The sequence below is a fragment of the Methylorubrum zatmanii genome (genome assembly GCF_014845115.1).
GTDB classification, from domain to species: domain Bacteria; phylum Pseudomonadota; class Alphaproteobacteria; order Rhizobiales; family Beijerinckiaceae; genus Methylobacterium; species Methylobacterium zatmanii.
The window spans coordinates 1-21610 of sequence record NZ_NKUI01000224.1 but is presented as its reverse complement, the minus strand read 5'-3'; the positions used below and the strand labels follow the sequence as shown (position 1 = coordinate 21610).

Genomic DNA, 21610 nt, shown 5'->3' with positions numbered 1-21610 from the left:
CTCCTGCTCCCCGGCAGCCTAGAACCTTTAGCCGCTAGAGGAGCAAGGAGCGGTCGGTCTCAGCCTTGGCTCTGCCACTGCGTCATGACCTCTTGGCTCGACCTGCTGAGGTGCACATGCGCGTCGACGCGCTCGACCCAGGCGAGCGGGATGAGGTGATGCGCGCCGTGCGCGGCCGGATCGTTCCGGGTCAGCTTGATCTGATCGGATCCCTGCATGTGGTCGACGGTGCCGACATGGTGCCCATCGGACGCCTTGACCTCCATGTGCTCTTTGATCTGGCTTGCATCGATCATGACGTATCTCCTCGACCTGAGACGGCTGACACATGGTATGAGGGGAGACGCTCGACGAGCGCCTCGCGCGCTAGGCGGCCATCTTCCGGCAGCTCTCGGCGCAAGTCCGATACCGTTCGAGGCCGATGAGAACACCGTCTCGCCCTGGAACCGGGGATAGCGACGAGAGAACCAGCGCTGCAAGGAATGGTTGCGCACAGTCGTGCTCGAGCCCAACATCGATGATCTCGGAGTATTCCCGCGGGGGGTCTCGTGCTCGGTCCGGAAGAGCCGCTCGAGATCGCAATCCATGATTCAGTCGCGCGCCAGCGACGACGTGCGGGGACGTCGCGGATCAACGGAGGGAGAGACGACGATGAGACGCAGCGCCCTGTCGACCCTGCTTTGGCTCGGCTGCCTGCACGGAGCCCATGCTCAGGAAGCCCCATTTGGCCTGTCCTGGGGACCCGTCGACACGGTGCCGAAGCCCTCGATGGTCGACCGCGAAGCGAACATCACGGCGCTGACCTACTTCCACGACCGTCCGCTGGCCGCGGGCATCGATACGGACGAGGTCATCCTGGAAGTCTGCCGGGACGAGGGCCTGCAGCAGGTCATCTGGCTCAGCCGTCCGCTCTCGGAGGCCGAACTGCCGTCGCGCTACGAGGCCATCTACCGGGAGGGCGTGCGGCGGTACGGTCAGCCGCAAACCGAGCCGGGTGCCGAGACTGTGTCGTGGCCGTCTGGACGCGCGCTCCTGGCCGTCAGGAAGGCTGTTCCCGGCGAGCGGCGCTTGACCATGCTGGCCAGGGGCGACCACTACGAGGCGTGCTCGGTCGCCCACCAGGCGGCCACAGGCCACCCGGCCTCCCGGCACGCGTCGGACCTAATCCTCGGGCAGACCCCGTGAAGCAGGTCGCGATCATCCGCACCGGGCCTACGATGGCGGCCGATCCACAAACCGCCGAGATAATCGGGCTCGGTGCGACGCCATATGCGGCCTTGATCGGACAATCGCCGCCTTGGTGCCCGGACATGACGATGCGGCCTGAGCCCGGGGCTTCATGAGCGGTGCGCCGCAGTGGGCTTCGTCAGCGGACGACGATCGGCCGACCTGCGGGCCCCGTCCTCCTTTCGAGAGCAAGCCGGTTCCCGCAAACCTGTCCCGCCGGGATCATCCCGGACGGGACGACATGGACGCCACGCACGCCCTCCAGCGCAGGCTTCGAGGCCGGGGGGTGGCGCCCGTACCGGTCGCCCCGCGCCAGCTGTGCTGCGCAGCCGAGAAGCTCACAAGTGGCATCGAACCGTCATCGGCCGTCGATAAAACAGGCGCACCCGGAGATTGCCGCCTGTTTCGGCGGTGACGCGCCCCTGACCGAACCCGCGGCATTCGGGGAACGATCGATCGCGCGCACGACCACGATGCGTTTCGAATGTCGCCCCATTCGCCCGCACGCGGGTTCGCAGTCGTGATTACGGCCGATGGGAAGAGCGGCATGGCTGCCGTCGCTGCGAGCAACCCACACGCTATGCCGCTTGAATTCTGGAAGTTCGGCCTCTCCCCGTCCCGCTCCATAGGCGTGGCGAGGGGCGTGAGGGCGGTGTCTACCTCGGTGGTACGCGTGGCTATCTCATCGGCCGGGGTCGTCAGCTCAACCCGAACCCGGCGGCGGGCTTGCACGAAGCCGCTCGTCCATGGTTAGCAGCGCGGCCAAGTTTGGGCGGATGCCGCATCGTGTCCTGGTCACCGCATCGCTAGTCCGGGTTCGGTTCACGCATGTGGAGGCGGCACGATGAGCCGGTGGAGACAGGCCGCAGGACGCCTCCGCGCAGGTGCAGGGGTTGCGACGTTGCTCGCTGGCGTGTCCACCGGCGCCCACGGGGCCAATCTCGCCACGCCGACGCCACACGACGCGACGCACCTGCCCTCCTTCGGTGCCTGGGCGGGCGGCTATATCGGATGGCAGGGCAGCGCCGGTGACGCCTTCGGCAGCTTCGGCTTCGGTTCCGGCATGATCGGCCGCCGTTCGGTGCCGGAATTCCGCACCGGGGATGCCACGGGCCGCAACGATGCCGGGCGCGATGCGACCACCGCGCTCGGCGGCCTGTTCGGCGGGTATGCTTGGCAGAGCGGCCCGTTCGTGTATGGCCTTGAAGCCGACGTTGACGCCTCGAACCTGGAGCGGCCCGTGTCCAGGTGCTGATCGCCCAGCAGGGCTACCTCTCGGCCCTGGTCACTTCGGCGGGCGCGCGCGCCACCCAGTACGCCGACACCGCCGCCCTGTTCGTGGCGCTCGGCGGCGGCTGGTGGAACCGGGCCGACGTGGCCCCGCCCCCGCCCGAGAAGGACCCGCTCAAGTTCCTGTGAAGGGGCTCTCCCGCGGGACCGGCCAGCCGTCCGCCTCGGGGTCCGCCCGAGCCCAAATCGCACGCCGACGGTCGGGCAGGGCATCCACGCGACTGAGCCGACGCGGCTCAGATCCCCTCGCCAGCTCATGCTGGGCGGTTCTGTCCATGAACGCCGGGCCCGGTGTCGGCCTCGGGAGGTCGGTCATGTGATGGCTCACGAACGGTCGCGGGCGTGGCGCGTCGGTGCCGAGCCCAAGGTCCGGCCCATGGGATTCCGTCAGGGGCATGGATTGGATCCCCGGCCCCGGACGTTTCCTTCCGATCCAGGAGGGTAACGATGGTAAGCGTCAGGCTTTCACACGTTTGCTGCCGGTTTGACGGCGGTCGACCAGTTCCAAGGCAGGAGTACGTCGAGATCTCGGGCCGGATGACCGCTGCTCATCCGGGTCAACACGTCGGTGAGGTAGGCATAGAGCTCGACGCCGTTGAGCTTGGCCGTCTCGATCAAAGAAGCGATGACGGCCCACCGCGCTCCGCCGCCATCTGAACCGGCGAACAGGTAGTTCTTGCGCCCGACCGCCATCACCCGTTCATTCTGCCCATGTCGGGCAGGAAGCGGAGGTTCGTTATCGCGGGCACCCCCATTCCGGCCGGAAGGTGCTGGTGCGCCGGGTCGAGCAGCGGACGTACGGCCCGATTCTCCTGGTGCAAGCGCCTTCCGGCGTTGTGATCGTCATGGCCGGATGGATGTTCGACCCGGTTCACTGCGCCGGCATGACGTCCGGGTCTCCGCGCGTCGATGTCACGGCGCTGATCGAGCTGGCGCGGCTGTTGAGTGGGGCAGACAGCCCCGCAAAGTTCCGGAGCGATGTCGGCATCGTTCCGGAGGCACAGGATGGAACCTTTCAAGCGGCCGGCCGCGGTGCCGGATCGGCAGATCAGCTTCCTCTTCGAACAGGACGGGCTGGAGGGCCTGAGCGCTCAGGAACGCGACACGGTCGTCGCAATGCTGGCGCAGATCCTCATGCAGGCCGGCGGCCTCGGCGTCGAGGAGCTTGACGATGACGAGCGCTGAGCTGCTCCCGCCAGCCATCCTGAAGCGAACGGCGGTCGTCTATGTGCGGCAGTCGACGCAATCCCAGGTCATGACCAATCTCGAGAGCAAACGGCGCCAGTACAATCTGGTCGATGTCGCCCGCCAGCGCGGCTTTGTCGACGTCGAGGTCATCGACGATGATCTCGGCCGGTCGGCGAGCGGACTTTAGCAACATCACCGCGCCGACGCGCCCGAACAAAGCCCCGCTTCCGTTTGCCAGCGCCCTGGGCCTACGCGCTCTGCCACGCCGCATGAATGGCCAAAGATACCATGCAGGGAGCTGGAGATTGGATCACTCTCCGGTTCTCTGACCTTGGACCGGAGTTGGCCATGCTTGATCGTGAACAGATCCAGACAAACCTGCCTGAGGTTGCTGTGTTCGTCACGCTGGAACTCAGCAAGTCGGCATGGCTCCTGGCCGCCCAGGCCGTCCCGAGCGGGAAGACCTCTGCACACCGGGTGAGCGGCGGCGACGTGGAGGGCCTGCTCGCCTTGCTGCGCCGCCTGCAGGCTCGCGAACAGCGCAGCTCCGGCCGAGAGGTCGCGATCATCCTCGGCTACGAGGCCGGATACGACGGCTTCTGGCTGCAGCGCCGCCTCGCGGCCGAGGCAATCACCTGCTTCGTCATGGATCCCGGCAGCCTCCAGGTCGACCGCCGCGCGCGACGGGCCAAGACCGACCGGCTCGACGCGGCCATGCTGCTCCGGGCCCTGATGGCGTGGTGCCGCGGCGATCACGCCGCCTGCCGCATGGTGCAGGTGCCCTCGGTCGAGCGCGAGGATGCGCGGCGCACTCATCGCGAGCGCCAGCGCCTGATCGCGGAGCGGGTGCAGCACGTCAACCGGATCAAGGGCCTGCTCGCCACCCAGGGCGTCTACACGTTCCAGCCGCTGCGACGCGACCGTTGGGAGCGGTTGAAGGAGGTGCGCACCGGCGACGGGCGCGACCTGCCTCAGCGCCTGCGCGGCGAGATCGAGCGCGAGTTCCGGCGGCTGGAACTCGTGCTCGAACAGGTTGCGGCCGCCGAGGCCGAGCGCGATGCCGCCGTGGCGGATCCGGCCGTCACGGACGCCGACGCCGAGAAGGTGGCGCGTCTGGCCCGGCTCGGTGGCATCGGCACCGAGCTGGCCACGGTGCTGGTGCGCGAGGCGCTGTACCAGCCGTTCGCCAACCGCAAGCAAATGACCGCCTATTCCGGGCTCACGCCGAACCCGTACGCCAGCGGCGACCGACAGCGCGACCAGGGCATCTCAAAGGCCGGGAACCCACTCCTGCGGAAGTCGATGGTCGAGCTGGCGTGGCTGTGGCTGCGCTATCAGCCGGGCAGCGGGCTCGCCCGCTGGTTCGTCGAGCGGTTCGGCACCGGACGCGGGCGCATCCGCAAGATCACCGCGGTGGCGCTGGCGCGCAAGCTGCTGGTCGCCCTGTGGCGCTATCTCGCCACCGGGCTGGTTCCAGAGGGCGCGCGCCTGAAAGCGGCCTGAGGATCAAGGTTCGTCCGCCGGGCCGGTCCACGGCATGTCGGACGAGTGGGGGCAGGCGTGTGACCGGAGCTCGACGGGGTTTGCTGCCGTCGCCAAAGATGGGTCCCGCCGCCTTCAGCCGGTTCGCCTCGCATGAGGCATCTTGGTCAGGAACGTTCTGTTCCGCCGGACACGAGTGGATCCGCGAGCCCGGCGCTCGCACGACATCCCGGCTCCCCCGCCCGTCCGAAACGTCGATCACCGACCCCCTTGCGGAAATGCCTCATACGAGAGTTTGGATGAAGGACCGGCCGCGCTGCGGGCACCTTCAAACGTAAGTGCCGGCGCTCCGTCTTGCAGCTCCCGCACAAACTGCATAACCTGTACGCGTGGACGCTCGTTAGAGCGCTGGCAGCAATAGCTTTTTTGGTTGCAGGTTCGAGTCCTGCCGGGCCCACTTATCCCCGAGAGATGGAGCGTCTGCGGGCTCTTGCGAATGGCGGCCGCTCTTTTGCGGAGACCCACGGGAGCAGCTGTATTGGCTTCTGCGCTAGATGGTTGGTGACCGCTGGAACCTTTTTCAGCTCCTCCAGCATCAATGCCAGAGCTGTCGGATCGCAATAACGCTCGTCTGTTTCACCGGACCCGGCGTGTCCAAGGATGTCGGCTCTGATTTCCGTGTGAACGCGGGCTTGCTTAAGATTGTTGCCGAGCGAATGTCTGAAGGAGTGGATGACCTTTTTACGTTCTGCTTCGTTTGAGATCGCTTTTCGAAGTCCGCTGCTAAATTCATCGTAGAGGCGATCGCCGAGCGGCGAGCTTGAGTTTGGCGATTTTAGATCCGGAAACACGAGTCCGTATCCGAGTGCGCGAACAGCTTTGACGTAGTCCAAAAACCCGAGGCGGAGCACCTCTGGGTGCAAAGCGACAAACCGAATAGATTGAACGTTCTTAAGACGACGCGTTTCGTTGAATCGAAAAGCAAGGTATGCAATCCCGCTTGCCTCCTCCACGTCGTCGACATGAAGTCCTGCAATTTCCTCTCGTCTCGCGCCTGTATAATAGAGTAAAATAATTGCGAAGTACAAAGCGCGATGGAATACCTGATCGCCGGTGGTAAACGGATCGCGCCACGAACGACAGCCTGTGAAGCAGGGCAGTCGGAAGATCGCCGCAACATCGTCGTTGCTAAGAGATGGTCGCCGGTTACGTGCCCTGTCCCGCTTGCGGGCGCGAAGGAGCGCGAGATCGATGCTCGCATCAATCGCGAGGCCCTGCGCTTTGAGAAATGTTACAAGCTGTCCGAGGAAAGTCAGGTGACGGTTGATGGTATCCCCGACGATGCCTCGTTTGTTGGTTGGAAGCTTGGCGCCAATCTCACGCAGTTCGGCAGTGCTGCGTTCGGCATCACGAGGGCTCTTACCATACGACGGCGAGACGGACCGCAAAAGATCAACTAATTCGGCAAAATGGCTCTGCCGAAGATCAGTCACACGGATGAGGCCGTTCTCGACGAGTAGCTTGGCGAACAGGGCAAAAATCTGACGCGCCTGGTGCTGTGTTTTTGCATCCCAGGTTTCGTCACGAGCGCGCCCGGCGATCATCGCCTCCCCGAACGCTATGATTGGATGCATCCCCTTCTGATGAGGCTCTTGGTCCGTCGTATCCAGCGCGAGGTCCGGGCTTGCTGACACGATTGCAACGCCTGTCGGCATTTGAGGGACGGCATCAGCGTTTGATTGCGAACGAGCTGTACTCACGGTTGCCGTCGAGCCTGTGGCCTCCGGCGGCACCTGCGCTTCCCTCAGCAGGATCGCGTCGCGCAGTGTGACCTCTTCGATCCGAAGACCATCGTAGCGGCGCTCAGTTGCAAAGGCCGCCGCGGACATACCGCGGAAGGCAATCTCCTGAGCTAGAGACAAGTTAGTCATGGTCGGTGCGACCGCTTGGTTTGCGAGCAGCCCTTCCAGCCGAGCGCGAGGCATCAGGTGGCCGTTCTGGCGCACCATCGCGGCCAGCGTCGCCCGTGCTTCCTCAATGTCGAGGTCATTCAGCCCGTCGCGACGCATCTCATCAGCCAACGGAGTATCAATGGTCGCTGCCGCGCCGCGCGCTCCAAGGATACGCAGGATCCATCCCATACGCCGATCGGCACGCCGGCTCGCCTCAGGATCGAAGTCCGGTTCTGCACGTTCTGCCGCAGCGATCCGGTCGAGTTTTTCGAGGTGGGCCAATAGGCTTTCGCGAAAGATGCCGTCGAGCTGGCGGCGGCTCATGATGAGATCGGGTTCGGGCTCGCTCATGGCGCGATGAAAAAGCTGATCGGAATGAGCCGTGAGCTGGCTCGCGAGGAAGCGTGCCCTGGCTGGGTCGCGCGTGCCTAGGCTTACCACGAGCTGCCTGGAACGGCAGAATCGGATCAGCGGCAGCGGGATCCGGCGGCGCCAGGAATAGCTCCCACCGCGCCTGTAAGCATGAGCGATAGCCGGCACCGGACACCTCGTGTGAGACACGCATGTGCAACACCGATGTGTGCCGACGCCTCCCGCTTCAGCGGGAAATCGTTCGAATTCAGAGACTTACGGGGGAATTTGGCTGGGGCGCCAGGATTCTCAGCCAAAACCGAAGGGGTACGACATCAAGGGGTTAAGCCCCCGATCACCCGTCTTGAGCGGCATCGGACCTAGGAAATGGACCATCGGATTGGACCCTGGTCAACGCTCGGTTTTAAGCGCTCCACAGCCTGTAGAAATCGGCGGCGGATCCGCAAAGCGCCGTAAGCCGACCTTCCGTCGGCAGGCGCCGAACCGCCGCTCTGGACCTGATACGGACCCTCACGACGTCCACCTCGGGGCATTCCACAGCGCCGGCTCTCTATGAATAGCTTACTTGAGAAAGTCCGTTTCGAATGGCCTCTGACAGTATATAGAATAGATTGTAGATCACGGTGGACAATAAGATTCCAACCGAACTGCCCGAATTAAGTGAAGAAAGCGACGTGACTATTTGTGCGCCAAGAGGTACAACCCGGCAGGCAGAGCCAAAGAAAAAATTACAAGAGCGATTCTCAGCGAAAGAGGCACCATATCCTTCCAAGTAAATTTTCGCTGCTCGTTAATCCATGCTCTCTCTTGCTGTGCGAAAAACTTGTAGTGTGTGAACCAATCGGAAAAGAGTATCTGCTTGCTGATTGATGCAGCATAGAAACTGCTCTCGAGTTCTGCGAGGCGAGCGTGGCTTTGCTCCACGTCAGAACCACCTTGGACTTCATAATATAAATCTCGAAGCTGGTTGTAAATTTGGGTCAGCTTCCGGCCAACCTCATCATATTCTTTACTTCGATAGGCTGCGATATAGACGTTGCACAGTCCAAGCACGGCCAAGCACGCTGAGGGTACCTTTGCGGAGAGGGGCTCCCAAACCAGCGCAAATATTCCGACCGCGCTTGATATGAAGCCGATCCAACCCGGCACTTTCTCGACAAGATCGAAGGTTGCAAAATGCTTCTTCGCGCCGAACCCTACGTTGTAGCCGGTGTTGGCTATCGCCTTAAGAAGACCAGCTCTGTCCACCGGATATCCTACTCGGTTATGGGAACGTGAATGCGATCTTTGGCGACGACGACGCCGTCTTTCACGGCGTAGCATTCTACAATATGGTCGCCCCGAAAGTTGGTCCTTTCTATCTTCTCCAGACGGCCGTCATCCGGTACGATCTCGCCTCGGATACAATCACGTCTCACGGCCGTGGGACCTCTATTGAGCACCTTCCACAGCAACGTGAAAGGCGGAGGTACGTCGGTATCAGTGACGAAGAATTTCAAGTCCTTCTTCGCCTGGAGAACGCGGCTCGCGGCAAGCAAGCTGCGTAGGAGGGATGGGCGAAAGCCATCCTGCTTCACCTCGCACTCCAGTTCGATATCGAAGCGGATATCGATTGGGTACATGTCCTCGATAAAGCGTTCGGTGTTTCGAGCCTCGTAGCCCCCAGACTTGAGAGCGGACTCGAAAGCCGAGTCCGCAGCCGTGGTTGCAACGGGTCTGGGCGGGAAGTTCGATCCGAAAACTTTGCGCCAGCGGTCGTTGCGGTAATCCTGTGTTTCCGCCTCGATCGCTTTCAAGCAAAGATCGTACGCCTTCCCTGCCTTTCTGCGAAAATCCTTCTTTACCTTGACACGCTGGCCGCTCCCCAGTGCGGCGTAATAATCTTGCTTCGGCTGATCCTTGAGAAATGCAAAGAAATCTCGGCTCATCCAGTCGTAATATAGGTAGCTCTTTCCGTCGTAAGCGTCAGTCTTGTGTGGATGGCTCCCGCATTGCAAGCGGCGAATTGAGCTTCTGACGCGTTGGTCGGGTGCAGTCTTGTGTCCGGCCTGTTGATGCAGTCGTTCATGTGACCGCTGGCCCTGATGGTATCCGCGAGCTGGGTCCCACTCTGCTTTGCGGGCTATCACGCCCTGGACTAGCGGCGGGGTGTCCCGGCTCCCGGGCTGACCGGTTCGCCATCAACTCTCATCGTCCTCGCAACCTGGAAAAGTCTCCTTGCCGTGCTGTCAGGCGGCCGCGGCCAGGGGTGCGCGGTAGGTGCCGCCGCGGGTCATGATCGCCCAGGCGACCCGCGCCGTGCGATTGGCCGCCGCAACGGTCACCACGCGCACCGGCTTGCGCTGCAGCAGTGCCGGCAGCCGCGGGTCGACCGAGGTCGGCGTCGCCTTCGCGCGCCGGATCAGAGAGGTCATGCCGACCACGAGCAGGCGACGCAGGTAGCGGTCGCCCATGCGTGAGATCCGGCCCAGGCGCTCCTTGCCGCCGCTGCAGTTCTGAAGCGGCGTCAGCCCTAACGAGGCGGCGAACTGCCGACCGGAGCGGAAGCGCTCGGGCTCGCTCACCGAGGCGGCCAGCGCGGTCGCCGAGACGATGCCGACACCCGGGATCGTCGCAAGCCGCTGCGACAGGTCGCTGTCCCGATGCCAGGCCAGCAACTCCTTCTCCAGCCGGGTGAGCTGGATCTGCACGGCACCGATCTGGTCGGCCAGCCCGGTCACCACGCGCTGGGCGAGCGGCGGCACCTCGGCCGCGTCTCCGGCCGAGAGCCGGGCCGCCAGTTCGAGCGCGTGCCGCAAGCCCCGCGCCATCTCGATCCCGAACTCGGCGAGCAGGCCGCGGATCATGTTCACCAACTGCGTGCGTTGCTTGACCAGCAGATCGCGCGTCCGGTGCAGCGCCAGCGCCGCCTGCTGGTCGGTCGACTTCACCGGCACGAACCGCATGCTCGGGCGCGTCACCGCCTCACAGATGGCTGCGGCATCGTTCGCATCGGTTTTGCCGCGCTTGACGTACGGCTTCACGTAAGCCGGCGGCATCAGCCGCACGTCGTGGCCGAGGCTCATGAGCTCCCGGGCCCAGTGGTGCGCCGTGCCGCACGCCTCCATGCCGACCAGGCAGCGCGGCAGCTTGGCGAAGAACGGCACGACCTGCGCCCGCCTCAAGGCCTTGCGCACGACGACGTGCCCAACTGCATCGACGGCGTGAACCTGAAAGATGCTTTTGGCCAGATCGATGCCGACGGTGGTGATCTCCATGGGGATGGCTCCTGCATGAGCGTGGCTGCTGCTTTGACAGCAACCACATCTTGGCATCGAGATGCCGTCAGTCGGAGCGGGAGCCATCCACCCCATCTGCTTTAGAAAGTTGTAGGCGAGAGTGTCTATCAGCAACCCGCCCATCGCAACGCCATGCTTATTTTTCCAAGCGCGTGCCATCCGAGCCAGCCGACGAAGGTTGTCATTCTTCTGGGCGTTGAATTCCATCATAGCCTTGAGCTCATCTCGCGGCTTAGTAATTTTCCAACTTCCATCCTTGTAGCTATCTGGATATTTGTAAGAGTTATCACTCTGCTCGAAAACAGGCTGAACCTCGATATGGAAGTTCGAATAGAGCACACGTACCACGAGGCGATCGACTTTGACTGTCGTGGAAGGATAGCGGGCCTTTATGGCTGCTGCGCAGTCAGAGAGAAGCCGATACTGACCGCCGTCCTTATAGTCATTCCATGTTTTAGCCGGCATGATATAGAGCATGTCGAGATCGGAAACGCCTTTGATGGCCGTATGACGACCATAGGAGCCGACCTGCAGACTGTTTGCAATTTTTGACTCAGTGTCCCGGAATTTCTTATTCAGCGCAGCCGTGATCTCGCCGTAACGTGCCGAGATCGTCAGGCCGTTCGTAATCTTGATATTGCCAAGAAAGCTTCGAAATGCATCCGCAACGCTCATGGCGCATCCCAGCGAGGCCACGCCGAGCGCGCGACGGCACGATCTAACACTATGATGGATTATCGGACGAGCTGCTAACTTTACGAGTAGCATCTTGCGAGAAAGTTGTGGAATAGTGTCTGGAGGCGAGTATGGCTACGAGGTAGCAAGCCTCATGACCGCACGGCTAAATTTTTGGATTTGCGGCAATAAACGTTGCCTAACTCGCGGCGTCGGAATGTGTTACTGCAGAAAACACTTCGTTAAACCGGCCAATCTGTATCTGCGATCTGAGCGATAGAACGAGATGCAGCCTACTGGATGGCACGGTCCGATTGGGGTGCACTCAAATCAGACCGATTTCTACCGACTTGAACGTCTTCTCTCGACCACGACCCAGAATTTCACTCTCCACCTTGTCCGAATCTTCAGGTGAAACGGGTCAAATGTCCGCAAGGGGTTAGCAATTCGCATGTTGCTTGTTCGGCTTCGAGTCGGAAGCCGGCCTGCAATGCCTAACTAGAATTGGACCATCGCGGCTGGCTTACTCACGCGCGCTTCCAGCTACTGATTCACATCATCTGCGGACCAGCCGGTAGTACCCCGCTTTCCCAGCGCTACCCGACCCTGGATCTGGTTGGTGGAGGGCTCGTAGATGAATCCCGCTTGGCGCGATTTCAGGCCTAATAGCGTGCGGACCTCAGACGCCATGGCGACACGTAGCCCGTTCGGTGACGCGACACCGGCTTCGATCCGGCATTTACCCTTGCGAAGAGCCGCCGCCTCCTGAGCTGCCGCCATGACCCACACATCTTGCCGATCAGTGGCACGGTTGACGCCGTCGAGCAGGGCAACCAGTGGCGCAAGACGCGGTGGAGCAGCATTCGTTGCGAACGTGTAGAGGATCCCGATTCCGGTAAGCGCACAGATCCTAACATCCTCTGGGTGCACAGATTGTCCACTCCAGCCACACGTTTGGGCTTCAGCAGGTAGACAATATACTCCATGCGCGGCCCGCACGGCTTTCTCCTCCAGCATCAGCGCTCCAGAAACGCTACTCGGCACGAGGAGACGCTTTAACGCCCGGTGTCCCGTAACGACGCAACGGTCAAGCTCCGATGGAAGGGCGCGAGTTCCCGTGGCTGCGCAGGACTCCAGGATACCGGGACGAACCAGATGTCCCGTCACCCCGCACCGTTCGCCCTCGCTCGGGGCGAGGAGGGCTTGCGACTGGTGGCAGGCCACGAATTCGTCCTGATGGCCAATGCGCCCGGATACGGCCGACGACGCGGCCCGATCCTCTCGGAACAGCTTGCCTGACAGATCACTCGTCCGGAGCTCGCTTCGCAACGCTTCGTCGCCCGAGAAGACGCAGCGCCCGAAATAGTTGGCCTCTGCATGCTTGCCGCTGACTGCTGATGTTTTGAGATGGTCACGTCCTACGAGTTTGCCAGTCATGGCCGACCGCTCGACCTCATCGGTCAGGAGGCAGCGATTTGTCAGCGCACACCGGACCACGAACTCAGGCAGCGCCCGACGTCCATTAAGTTCCGACACCACCAAGCGATGCCGCAGTTCCCGCTTCCCGCTGATCGCGCATGCATCGAGGCAGGTCTCCGGTAAGGCCTGCTGATTAGGGCCGCATGATACCAGTGCCGGCGCCGCTAAAATGTGGCTAGAGGAGGGGACGATCGTCAGCTCATCTGCATAGCCGCCGTCGCCGACCCGGTAGCTGACCCGCAGCTGCACGTCCCGGAGAACAGCGCCTTCCGCGCCTGCCAGCACGAACGACAGGCGCGGTGTAAAATCCTCCTCCATCTTGGCACGCTTTCGGGCATCCTGGCCCGCCGAGGCCATCTCCTGTCCGCGCCGTTCCAGGTAGAAGCGCGTGAACTCCGCGATGCCCGGGTCCTGACGGGCCGCCTCCATGACTTGGTCGATGCTAAGCCCCAACGCATCGGAGGCTGCATCGAGAACCAGAGGGAGCGGAGCTAAAGCATCACGGGTAAATGAGAACTTTGCCCGATTGCGCGGTGCACAACGCACCTCGATCAGCCGCTCGTAGGCGTCGTGCGCAACGGTCGCCCGTACACGAACCAGGATAACCCCTTCGAACCAGCGGCGCGCGGCCGCGCTTTCCGTGCCGACCAGAGTCCCCCCGAAGCTTTCGACCCATTGTCTCGCCGCTGCATCTGCCCCACGCCGCGGATCCTCGTCGAGGTCACGGACCGCATAGCGGCCGCTGACCACCATCCGCTGTACCATCCGGCTGAAGGCAGGCGACCCCGGCTGGTAAAGCGAGGACCGCGTCCCGCTCATCGCGTCGCGCTCGAAGCGGATCACTTCCTGGCCGCCCTCATCCTCAACCGCGAACAGACGGTTGGCCAACGGCGTGACCCGCGCGCCGAGCTGGCCCAGAGCGCCAAGAGCAAAGGGCTGGTACTCCATCGAGCGCGTCTGCGGCGGCAGGCTTGGTGCCTGCGGCCCGACATAGCCCTGGCCATCCGTGTCCCCGAGCATCGCATCGATGCGTTTTTCTTCCTCTAGGAGCGCCTGCTTAGCCGCCGCGATGCTCTGCTCGGCCATTGCCACGCTTGCTTTGACGTCCGCGCCCTTGAGCGCTGCCACCACAAGTTCGCGGATCCGTTCTTCGAAGCCCGCGGCGCCATCCTCGCCCCCCACGGAGCCTTCCAGCAGAGATTCGATGTCGCCTATGGCGCTCGTCGACATTTGCAGCTTCTCCATGAGCCGCCCGACAATGTACTCCTCGAAAGTCCCCTGCAGCGTGACATTCAGAATGCTGACATGGGCGTGCTGGGATGCAAGCCGTTGTACCCGGCCGATGCGTTGTTCCACGATCATCGGGTTCCAGGGTAGGTCGTAGTTCACCAGCACATTGGCGACCTGCAGGTTCACGCCCTCTGACCCAGCCTCGGTCGAAACGATGACGCGGTAGCCGGGCGGATTGGCGCGGAAGCGTCCGATTGTCTCCTGGTTGCGCGCACCAGACGTGCCGTTGATAATCCCCACCGTCAGGCCGTGTCCCTCCAGAAACTCCTGGATGGTGGTCTGAGTCTCCCGCCGTCCCGTGAAGACGACGAGCCGCCAGCTGTCCGGATTCTCGTGTTTCAATTGGGTGATCAGTCGTCCGAGGCCATCTAGCTTCGCGCTCGTCGTCATGCCCCGCACGACTGACCGCACCGCGCCCGCGAAATCGGGCCCAATCGTGCCGTTGCGCTCCATGTTATCGAGCTGGGCGCTGAGCGCGTGCGGGCTACTTGTCAGCGCCTGGAGGATGCCGATCTGCGCCAGACGATTGAGCTTCTCGATACCCTTGGCGACGATTGCGATCAGTTCGAGCTCGGCTGGTGTCGGCTGCACCCGGTGCAGCTGCACTTTGCGGTCGGGGAAATGGAGCTTGGCGTCGCCGCGACGCACCCGAGACATGTAACCATAGACGATCGACCGGAACGCCTCGGCCGCCTCCGGCTTCAGCTGGCGTGCCTGCTCTCGGTCACCTGCGATGAAGCGCCGGGCAAACTGGCCTTCGTTGCCGAACGGGTTCTCGTGTCCTCTCGCCACGGTGAGCAGATCGACTAGCGAATAGAGGTCCCAAAGCCGATTCTGGATCGGCGTGGCTGTCAGCATCAGCACGAACCGGAACCGCCGCGCCGCTAAGGAACTCCGAATGACCTGCGCCACTTTGGGCGGCTCCGGTGTACCGTAGAGATTTCGTAGCTTGTGTGCCTCGTCGAGGATCAGCAGCTCGAAGCGATCGGCAGGAAGTTTCTCCAAGTAAAGTCGCGCTGAATTGTACGTTGTGATGATCGCGCCGACGCCGTCCGGGTTCGCGCTCAGCAGGTCACGGCCCGTTGCGACCTCGGCCGGAATATCGAACTTCGTTTCCAGTTCCTCCTTCCACTGTGGTCCAAGGAGTTTGGGGCAGACGATCAGGGACCGCGACAGCCGTGAACGCGCGATGAGCTCACTCATCACTAAGCCCGCACTAATCGTCTTGCCGAGCCCAACATCGTCCGCGAGCAGCGTTACAGGCAGGCGGCGACAGAAAGTAATCAGGTTGCTGACTTGATGATGGAACGGCTCGACCCGGTCACGCCACTGCGCTTCCGACTTCACGTCCTTGCGTGACTCAATCACGATCGGATCGGTCAGGTCCCATTCAAGGGCTGCCTTATAGATCCGATATTCCTCAGGCGAGCGCACCGCGCGAAGAAGCTTCGTCTGCCATTCTGAATCAGCGGTTATGTGCTGCAAGGGATTTTCCTTTTCGAAGCTCATAATGCCGGGACCAGGGAGGCTCACTCAAAATTGTAGGGAGTTTGATTTTCGTCCGATGGCAGTCATCAACATCCTCGCGCGCCGCGGCAGCGCAGCGTGCGATGTCATAATGAATTTAGCTCGCCTCAACCCTCGACTTCGTCGTCATCCTTTTAGACAGTGTAGCCATCGCTAGCGTTTCTGGGCATGTCGTAGAGGTCGGCCTCAGGGATCTCCACTTGTACGGCTGGATGGCCGGACGTCGAATTATCACCTGTCGTCGGGGTCGGATCGGCCCGAGGTATGTATCCAGTGGACCGATGGTCGGCTCGGCTCCGATGCTATCACTGCACCGGAGCCGCCACAGAGGCTCGGCGAGCCCATCTGCCTCAGGTCGACCGCGCGCCGTAGTGAACGTCGTCCTCGTAGGCGGAGGCGTCGCTGCCGTCGCCTTTGGGTACCGCTTGCAGCCCGGCGCCCGACGCGAGCCAAGGACGCCCTGGAAGGAGCATGACGAGTTCTTCCCAGACCGGATGCAAAACGGGGTCAATGGGAAAGCGACACCAGTCTTTGTAGTAAGCAAATTTCACCTCAGCCTCCTCAAGCGTCGTCGTTCCGCCCGGGCCGCCCGGCGCTATTGCCAGAACCAATCCATACAATTCGAGGAGATCGGGCCAGACGTGGCGTCGCGCCTGCTCGCGCCAGATCGCCTGCTGGATCGGCTCTCGGTAGCCAGCTCCCCCATCGGACAAGAGCCAAGTCAGCACTTCATCCTCAGCGGCTGGCAGCGCAGACGAAGGGATGTCGCCGATCTCCGGGAGCACCGGCATGAGCTCACCGATATTGAGAGGGCTTAGCTCCCATTGGTCACCAATGCGCATCCCGCACAGCGGGAACCGCGCACTGACGCAGGGCGGCGGCGCGTCGACATCCAGCCAACCGGGCGTTGATGCGGCGACCAGCGCGTACAGCCCCCGCAGATCCAACCGAGGTTCCTCCTCGTCCAGCTCGTCGGTGCCATCCATGATGGCAGCAAGACTGGGAACGTCGTCGGGGCTGTCATAGTCGTCCTGTTCCCAAGGGTCCTCCTCAGGGTCCGGATCGTCCCAGGCTCCCCATTCGGAATGGCATCCGGATAGCGAAAGATGCTCCGCCGAACCTACGGATTGCGCCGATCGCATCCTGCGACCCGCGCGGCGAGCACGCTCCCCGTTCATGATTGCCGTAAAGGTCTCGACCTCGGCGCGATCGACCGCGTAGGAGATCTGCTTGTGCATCAGGACCTGAGAACGCTCGAGGAACTCCCGAATAAGGGCCTCGCCCTTCGCGTTCGTACCCGCGATACCCTTTTTCAGTGCGGCCAGGCGAGCGCCGACCTTCTGCTGGCCCCATGGGTAAGGGTCGTCGGGCTGACGCGTGCGTGATCTCAAGCCGAGCTCGATTCGAACGGCCGCGAACGCCGTCCCGATCATCTGGGTGTACGACAGGGGTTCCACGGGTCTCCAACCTCATCGATCGCCTCATGCGTGAAGGCGACAAGATGACGAGCGAACGGTCAAGCCTCATGCCGGACCGCACGTGCTCCGGATCGGCCCGCTGGGCAGCCACGGCGGGTAGCCTGAACAGCCGTTAAAACCCCGGAAGGGAACCCCGGGAGACGGCCGCCCCGACGGGCGGCGGCCGGGCTTTGCCGTTCGCTCGGGCGCGCGAACCAAAGCCCGACCAGGACCCCGGAAGGACAGCGTTCCCGGGAAGGACGATCCCAAAAAGACGTTCCGGTGCGCCTCGCGTGTCCGAGGCGCACCGGAACAGGGCTCAGCTCCCCTAATCCGGAGCAGCCCGGCGGCAGCTCCAAATTAGGCGACTCCTGCGAGCCGGCTTCGATTTCCCAAATGGAACAGACTGAGTAAGGCGTCTTGCGAAGAGCCGAACGTCGGCCATCCCCGCATTACGAGATCGAACGAGCGTCTCTGCAGAGGCCGTTTGGCGGCGGCCGAACAGAAGTTAACGAGCTGCCAAATTCGATCTGAGGTCAGGCAAACGCTCAGGATGCGGCAGAACAACGCACCCCCCTTTTAAGCGTCCCGGAGCGGTCTTTGGAGGGTTCGATGCTTAATGAATCGCAGCCGTCGCCTAGAGCCTGATTAAATTTCTGGCCTCGATTCGCGCCGAAACCAACTCCACTTGCTCGAATCGAGCGCACCTGCCTAAGCTTGGCCTTGAACATTTGGCGTTGCTTCTCAGGCGGCCACCACCAATGCCCAATATCACCGGCACGCACTGCTTCGTGCGCGAGGCAATCACGCGCCTATGCGGCACCGCGAACGGTCTTGGTACTCTTCAGACCGAGCGCGACCGCGAACTCGCATATCGGCTCTACGCGCAGCCGGGAATCCGCTTCGCCACACGCGAGAGCCGTGAGCGCCCGATCTCGCCGAGTGGTGCGGTGACCTGCCACTTGTCCCAGACCGCGATCTCCAAGACCTCGCCGATCTTGAAGATGATCCGGGCTGCCAAGACGGGGCGGCGCATGAGCAAATCGTACGCTTGCGCGCATCAGGAGTATATTGATCGACCGGGCGCCGCCGAACGCCTCCCGCGAGCAATCGGCGGTAGCGTCGGCGGACGAGGCGGAGCTGAGCAGCAGGCTTATGTTGAGCGGGCGGGCGCGGTCGAGGCAGACCGGCACGGCGGCACTACGCTCTCTTCGTTCGGTACTCTCGGGGATACGGCCGAGCAGCGCGCGCATTTTTGGGAGGTCGTTGAGTCGACTGAGCGCTCTCCGGCCGGCGACCGTGTCACGGTCAAGCCAGGCGAGAACCCTAGTTGGTGGACCCAGGCTCTCGCGGCGATCGATGAGGCGCCACCGGTTGTTCAGGCCGTACTACGAGAGGCGGGTGCGAGGCGTACAGCCCCCCTGAAGCTGAAGCTGTCGACGCAGGATGCCTTCGCATTCTGGCGATGGGCGGAGACGGTCGGAGAACATGCGCCTATCGACATTGCGCCAGGTCGTGGCGGTCGCACACAGACTCGGATCATCGCAGAGCTTCCGTTTGAACTGGATGGCCACGCGCGCCACGCCATCGTTTGCGCATTCACGGAAAAGCTCAAGCAGCGCGGCTTTCCCTTTTGGGCCGTCGTGCATGCGCCCGATGCCAACAACGATCAGCGAAACTTCCACTGCCACATCGTTTACTACGACCGTCCGGCTCGGCGTATTCCGCACCCGGATACGGGCGCGCCCACCTGGGACTTCGCGATCACGCGAACCAAGCGGCGCGCAAACCGCACCACGGTTCTCGAGCGTCCCCATCGACAACGCAAAGATCGTGATTGTCACGAGCGCGCTTGGATCAAGGATCTGCGAACGGACTGGGGTACGTGCTGTAACGCGGTTCTAGCCGAGGTTGGACTGGGGAAGCGGGTCGATCTGAGGAGCTACAAAGAGCTCGGCATCGACCGGACGCCGGGCAAGCACATCCCCGCGCGCCAATATAATAAGGAACGCAAAGGCGGGCTGACGGCGGCGGGCGCTGACCTCGCCCGCCAGCAGTGGGACACCGAGGCTGACCTCATCCTTACGGAGCGGGCGGCTGCGACCGGGATCACGATCAGCCTGATGCTGGCGAATGGTCGCCAGGCCGAGATCATGCAGGTCGGGCGACAGACACCTGTAGCCTACGGCACGATCGAAGGCCCGGCCGACCATGTGCGGGCACTGACGAGGCGTGGCCTCGAACTCATCATGGAAATCGGTCAGCTGGAACTCGCGCGCGATCTCGCCCGGTTGGTCTTCGGGCGGACGATCTCACGGCCGCGCCTCTTGTTGGCGACAAACGAGGCGCAAGGCAAACGAGAGACCGCGAAGGCCGCTCCATTACACTCGGGGGTGACCGATCCAGCCGTCCGGGAAGGTCATAGCTTCGGATTCTCCCGCCGGAGCGAACTGGTCGAGTTCTTTGACCGGCTCGAACAAGGGCACGAGCGTCTGGCCGCAGCCTACGACGCGCAGATCGTAGAACTGCGTCGGCAACTTGGGCTGAAGCGTGCCGAGCTTCTCCATTATGTGGGAGCGGCCGATCGAGTTCAGGCCACTGACGTCGCATCCCGCAGTCCGGCTCGGGTCGGCGGTGGCGACGCAGATGCAGTTGTCGAGCGTCCGACTGGGTACGTTCTGCCGATCGAAGCAGTGCCGGCTTCAACGTTCCGCGACCAAGTTCGAGCAAGCCTCGATCGAAGCGCTGTAGCGCTTTGGGATCGAGTTACAGCCGTCGAGCCGGGGAGGAACGACGCTGCCGTCGCGAAGCTCTCACGCCCTGCGATCTCGCTCGGACGGTCGCCGATTGTGGTCCCGGCGACGCTTGACACGCCAGCCCAATCCCCTGGAGGGGCGGAAGCCTCACCTACGTCATCCTGGGCGAATGCCGTAAGCCAGGCGGCTAAACAGCGTGGCCGTGAGTTAGACGATGCCGCGCGTCGCAGCTTTCGAGCGACCTCTCCGAGCGTGGGGGGCTTTCCCGCGGTCTTGGGCGGTCTGGGAACGTCGCAGCTTCGGCCTTACCACGAGCTCGCTTCCGGCCTCGCATATAGGCGCACGTCGAATGGTGCGCCTCTGATCCATCCGCCCACTCCCGCAACCACCTCGAGTCCGGCCGAGCGGCCGCCAGTCGCCGCGAGTGTTGCGTCACAGCTCCCGGCGACGGGTTCGACTAACACTGCGGTCGGGCAACCAACCTCGGCGGCACACAGCCCCGGTCCGAAATCGGATCGGCCAGCGACGCCGGTAGGCGCAACACCGGCCGCTCCCGAACTTATCGGGACAAAGGCAGAGGTCTCCAGTTCTCGGTCACCGCCGCCGCCCCCTACAGCTGCACCGAAACCCGCTCCAGTCGCGTCGCCTCCGGACGAGCGTAGCGTGGCTCAAGCGGCGGTACACGCGGCGGATCCCCAAACAGTCCAAGCCAACGCTGGATCAGAGTCTCGCGAGCTGCTTCCACCGGCAGGCGCAACCGCCCCGGCCGAGGTCGAGGCAATAGCTTCCGTCCGAGCTGGTTCACCAGGGCCACGTTCACTCAATCCCACTTTGCATCCATCAGAATTGGATCCGGTCCAGGATTGCGGGGCCGAGCCGCAATCCGAGATCCCAAGCCTCATCCGGGAGCACGTCGCGGCCGGGCCGCCAATCGCTTCGGATCAGCATGATGATCTGCCTGCCATGAAGGATCAGCCCCGGTCAGAACCTTCTCTTCTCGCGGCATCCGAGCGCGCCGTCGATGCAAGCCGAACTGCGGTGCGCGTGGCACCTCCTCCCGCCTCCTCGACCGAGACACCGCCGCCGAGCGTGCCTGCCTGGGCAGTCAAGGGCGTGAAGGGGGCGGCGATGAGCAAGGACGAAGGCGTCCGGCCAAGCCTCACGTCCTCGCGGAACGGGCGAGGCGGACGAGGTGGTCGCGGGATCGGAGACTGAGATGAAGAGATCGCATCATATCCTTGGCAGGCAGGAGCCGCGCTGCCGAATTTTCGCAGAAAACGGGAATCGTCGAGCGAAGCATCGTAACGCCGTAGCGTCACGGCGTTCTGGCGCTGCGATGCCGAGGCGCTGGGGCGCTTCGATGGGATGGCGTCGCGATGCCATAAGGCCATGGCACCGCGACGCCGAAACGCCATGGCGCCTTGATGCCATAGCCCCCTCTTGCGGAGGGCGACGCTGATGGACACGGTCGCCATCGCCGGACAGAAGGGCGGTACCGGCAAAACTACCACCGCAGTCAATCTGGCTGTCGCCGCCCAACAGGCCGGACGACGCGTGGCCGCCCTGGACCTCGACCCGCAGGGCTCGCTCGCCGCATGGGCCGCCCGGCGCGAGGTTGACGATCCGGCCGTCGATCA

The 21610-nt window shown here is 63.0% G+C and carries 13 protein-coding genes and 5 pseudogenes; 8 read left to right on the top strand and 10 right to left on the bottom strand.

Annotation, left to right across the window (positions count from 1 at the left end; translation table 11 throughout):
- Positions 1-59: 59 nt before the first annotated feature.
- The gene (locus tag MZTS_RS21705) at positions 60-296 is read right to left on the bottom strand and encodes a DUF2171 domain-containing protein (protein ID WP_048447856.1); all 237 of its coding nucleotides are present in this window, start codon (positions 294-296) and stop codon (positions 60-62) included.
- A 355-nt stretch (positions 297-651) separates the two neighbouring features.
- Here MZTS_RS21705 and MZTS_RS21700 point away from each other — a divergent pair, with 355 nt between their 5' ends.
- From MZTS_RS21700 to MZTS_RS21690, 3 genes and pseudogenes are all read left to right on the top strand, one after another.
- On the top strand, positions 652-1185 hold the full coding sequence (locus tag MZTS_RS21700) for a hypothetical protein (RefSeq protein WP_048447857.1): 534 nt from the start codon (positions 652-654) through the stop codon (positions 1183-1185).
- Positions 1186-2140: 955 nt separating this feature from the next.
- A complete protein-coding gene (locus tag MZTS_RS21695) occupies positions 2141-2482 on the top strand; it encodes a hypothetical protein (protein WP_048447858.1) in 342 nt (113 codons plus the stop codon).
- Positions 2473-2646: pseudogene (locus tag MZTS_RS21690) on the top strand (histidine kinase); the annotation flags it as partial. The gene MZTS_RS21695 and the pseudogene MZTS_RS21690, both read left to right, overlap by 10 nt.
- A gap of 336 nt (positions 2647-2982) precedes the next feature.
- Here MZTS_RS21690 and MZTS_RS21685 read toward each other — a convergent pair.
- Positions 2983-3216: pseudogene (locus MZTS_RS21685) on the bottom strand (transposase domain-containing protein); the annotation flags it as partial.
- A 306-nt stretch (positions 3217-3522) separates the two neighbouring features.
- On the opposite strand from MZTS_RS21685, the gene MZTS_RS21680 reads away from it, so the two are divergent.
- The 3 genes and pseudogenes from MZTS_RS21680 to MZTS_RS21670 all read left to right on the top strand — a co-directional run bounded on the left by MZTS_RS21680 (position 3523) and on the right by MZTS_RS21670 (position 5208).
- On the top strand, positions 3523-3702 hold the full coding sequence (locus MZTS_RS21680) for a hypothetical protein (RefSeq protein WP_048447860.1): 180 nt from the start codon (positions 3523-3525) through the stop codon (positions 3700-3702).
- Positions 3689-3886: pseudogene (locus tag MZTS_RS21675) on the top strand (recombinase family protein); the annotation flags it as partial. The gene MZTS_RS21680 and the pseudogene MZTS_RS21675, both read left to right, overlap by 14 nt.
- A gap of 167 nt (positions 3887-4053) precedes the next feature.
- Positions 4054-5208: an IS110 family RNA-guided transposase gene (locus tag MZTS_RS21670; protein ID WP_048447862.1), complete on the top strand. Its 1155-nt coding sequence runs from the start codon at positions 4054-4056 to the stop codon at positions 5206-5208.
- A 437-nt stretch (positions 5209-5645) separates the two neighbouring features.
- Here MZTS_RS21670 and MZTS_RS21665 read toward each other — a convergent pair whose 3' ends face one another.
- The 8 genes and pseudogenes from MZTS_RS21665 to MZTS_RS21640 all read right to left on the bottom strand — a co-directional run bounded on the left by MZTS_RS21665 (position 5646) and on the right by MZTS_RS21640 (position 17217).
- On the bottom strand, positions 5646-7463 hold the full coding sequence (locus MZTS_RS21665; protein WP_167350808.1) for a site-specific integrase: 1818 nt from the start codon (positions 7461-7463) through the stop codon (positions 5646-5648).
- Between the two features lie 39 nt (positions 7464-7502).
- Positions 7503-7679: pseudogene (locus MZTS_RS25705) on the bottom strand (DUF6538 domain-containing protein); the annotation flags it as partial.
- A gap of 510 nt (positions 7680-8189) precedes the next feature.
- Entirely contained in the window at positions 8190-8759 is a 570-nt protein-coding gene (locus MZTS_RS21660; protein ID WP_099954284.1) for an SLATT domain-containing protein, read from the bottom strand.
- A gap of 8 nt (positions 8760-8767) precedes the next feature.
- On the bottom strand, positions 8768-9439 hold the full coding sequence (locus tag MZTS_RS21655) for a nucleotide-binding domain-containing protein (RefSeq protein WP_123834322.1): 672 nt from the start codon (positions 9437-9439) through the stop codon (positions 8768-8770).
- A gap of 300 nt (positions 9440-9739) precedes the next feature.
- A complete protein-coding gene (locus MZTS_RS25380; protein ID WP_024830198.1) occupies positions 9740-10768 on the bottom strand; it encodes an IS110 family RNA-guided transposase in 1029 nt (342 codons plus the stop codon).
- 228 nt (positions 10769-10996) lie between these two features.
- Positions 10997-11464: pseudogene (locus tag MZTS_RS25375) on the bottom strand (SMODS domain-containing nucleotidyltransferase); the annotation flags it as partial.
- 543 nt (positions 11465-12007) lie between these two features.
- A complete protein-coding gene (locus MZTS_RS21645; protein WP_051475892.1) occupies positions 12008-15742 on the bottom strand; it encodes a DEAD/DEAH box helicase in 3735 nt (1244 codons plus the stop codon).
- Positions 15743-16110: 368 nt separating this feature from the next.
- Positions 16111-17217, bottom strand: a complete 1107-nt coding sequence (locus tag MZTS_RS21640) for a thioredoxin domain-containing protein (RefSeq protein WP_024830196.1) — start codon at positions 17215-17217, stop codon at positions 16111-16113.
- Between the two features lie 761 nt (positions 17218-17978).
- Between MZTS_RS21640 and MZTS_RS21635 the strand changes: the two genes are divergently transcribed.
- Together MZTS_RS21635 and MZTS_RS21630 are read left to right on the top strand one after the other, a co-directional pair.
- Positions 17979-21188 carry a MobA/MobL family protein gene (locus tag MZTS_RS21635; RefSeq protein ID WP_099956650.1) on the top strand — a complete coding sequence of 1070 codons (3210 nt, stop codon included), beginning with the start codon at positions 17979-17981 and terminating at the stop codon, positions 21186-21188.
- Positions 21189-21431: 243 nt separating this feature from the next.
- The coding region (locus MZTS_RS21630) for a ParA family protein (protein ID WP_192285379.1) at positions 21432-21610 on the top strand (179 nt) is incomplete at its 3' end.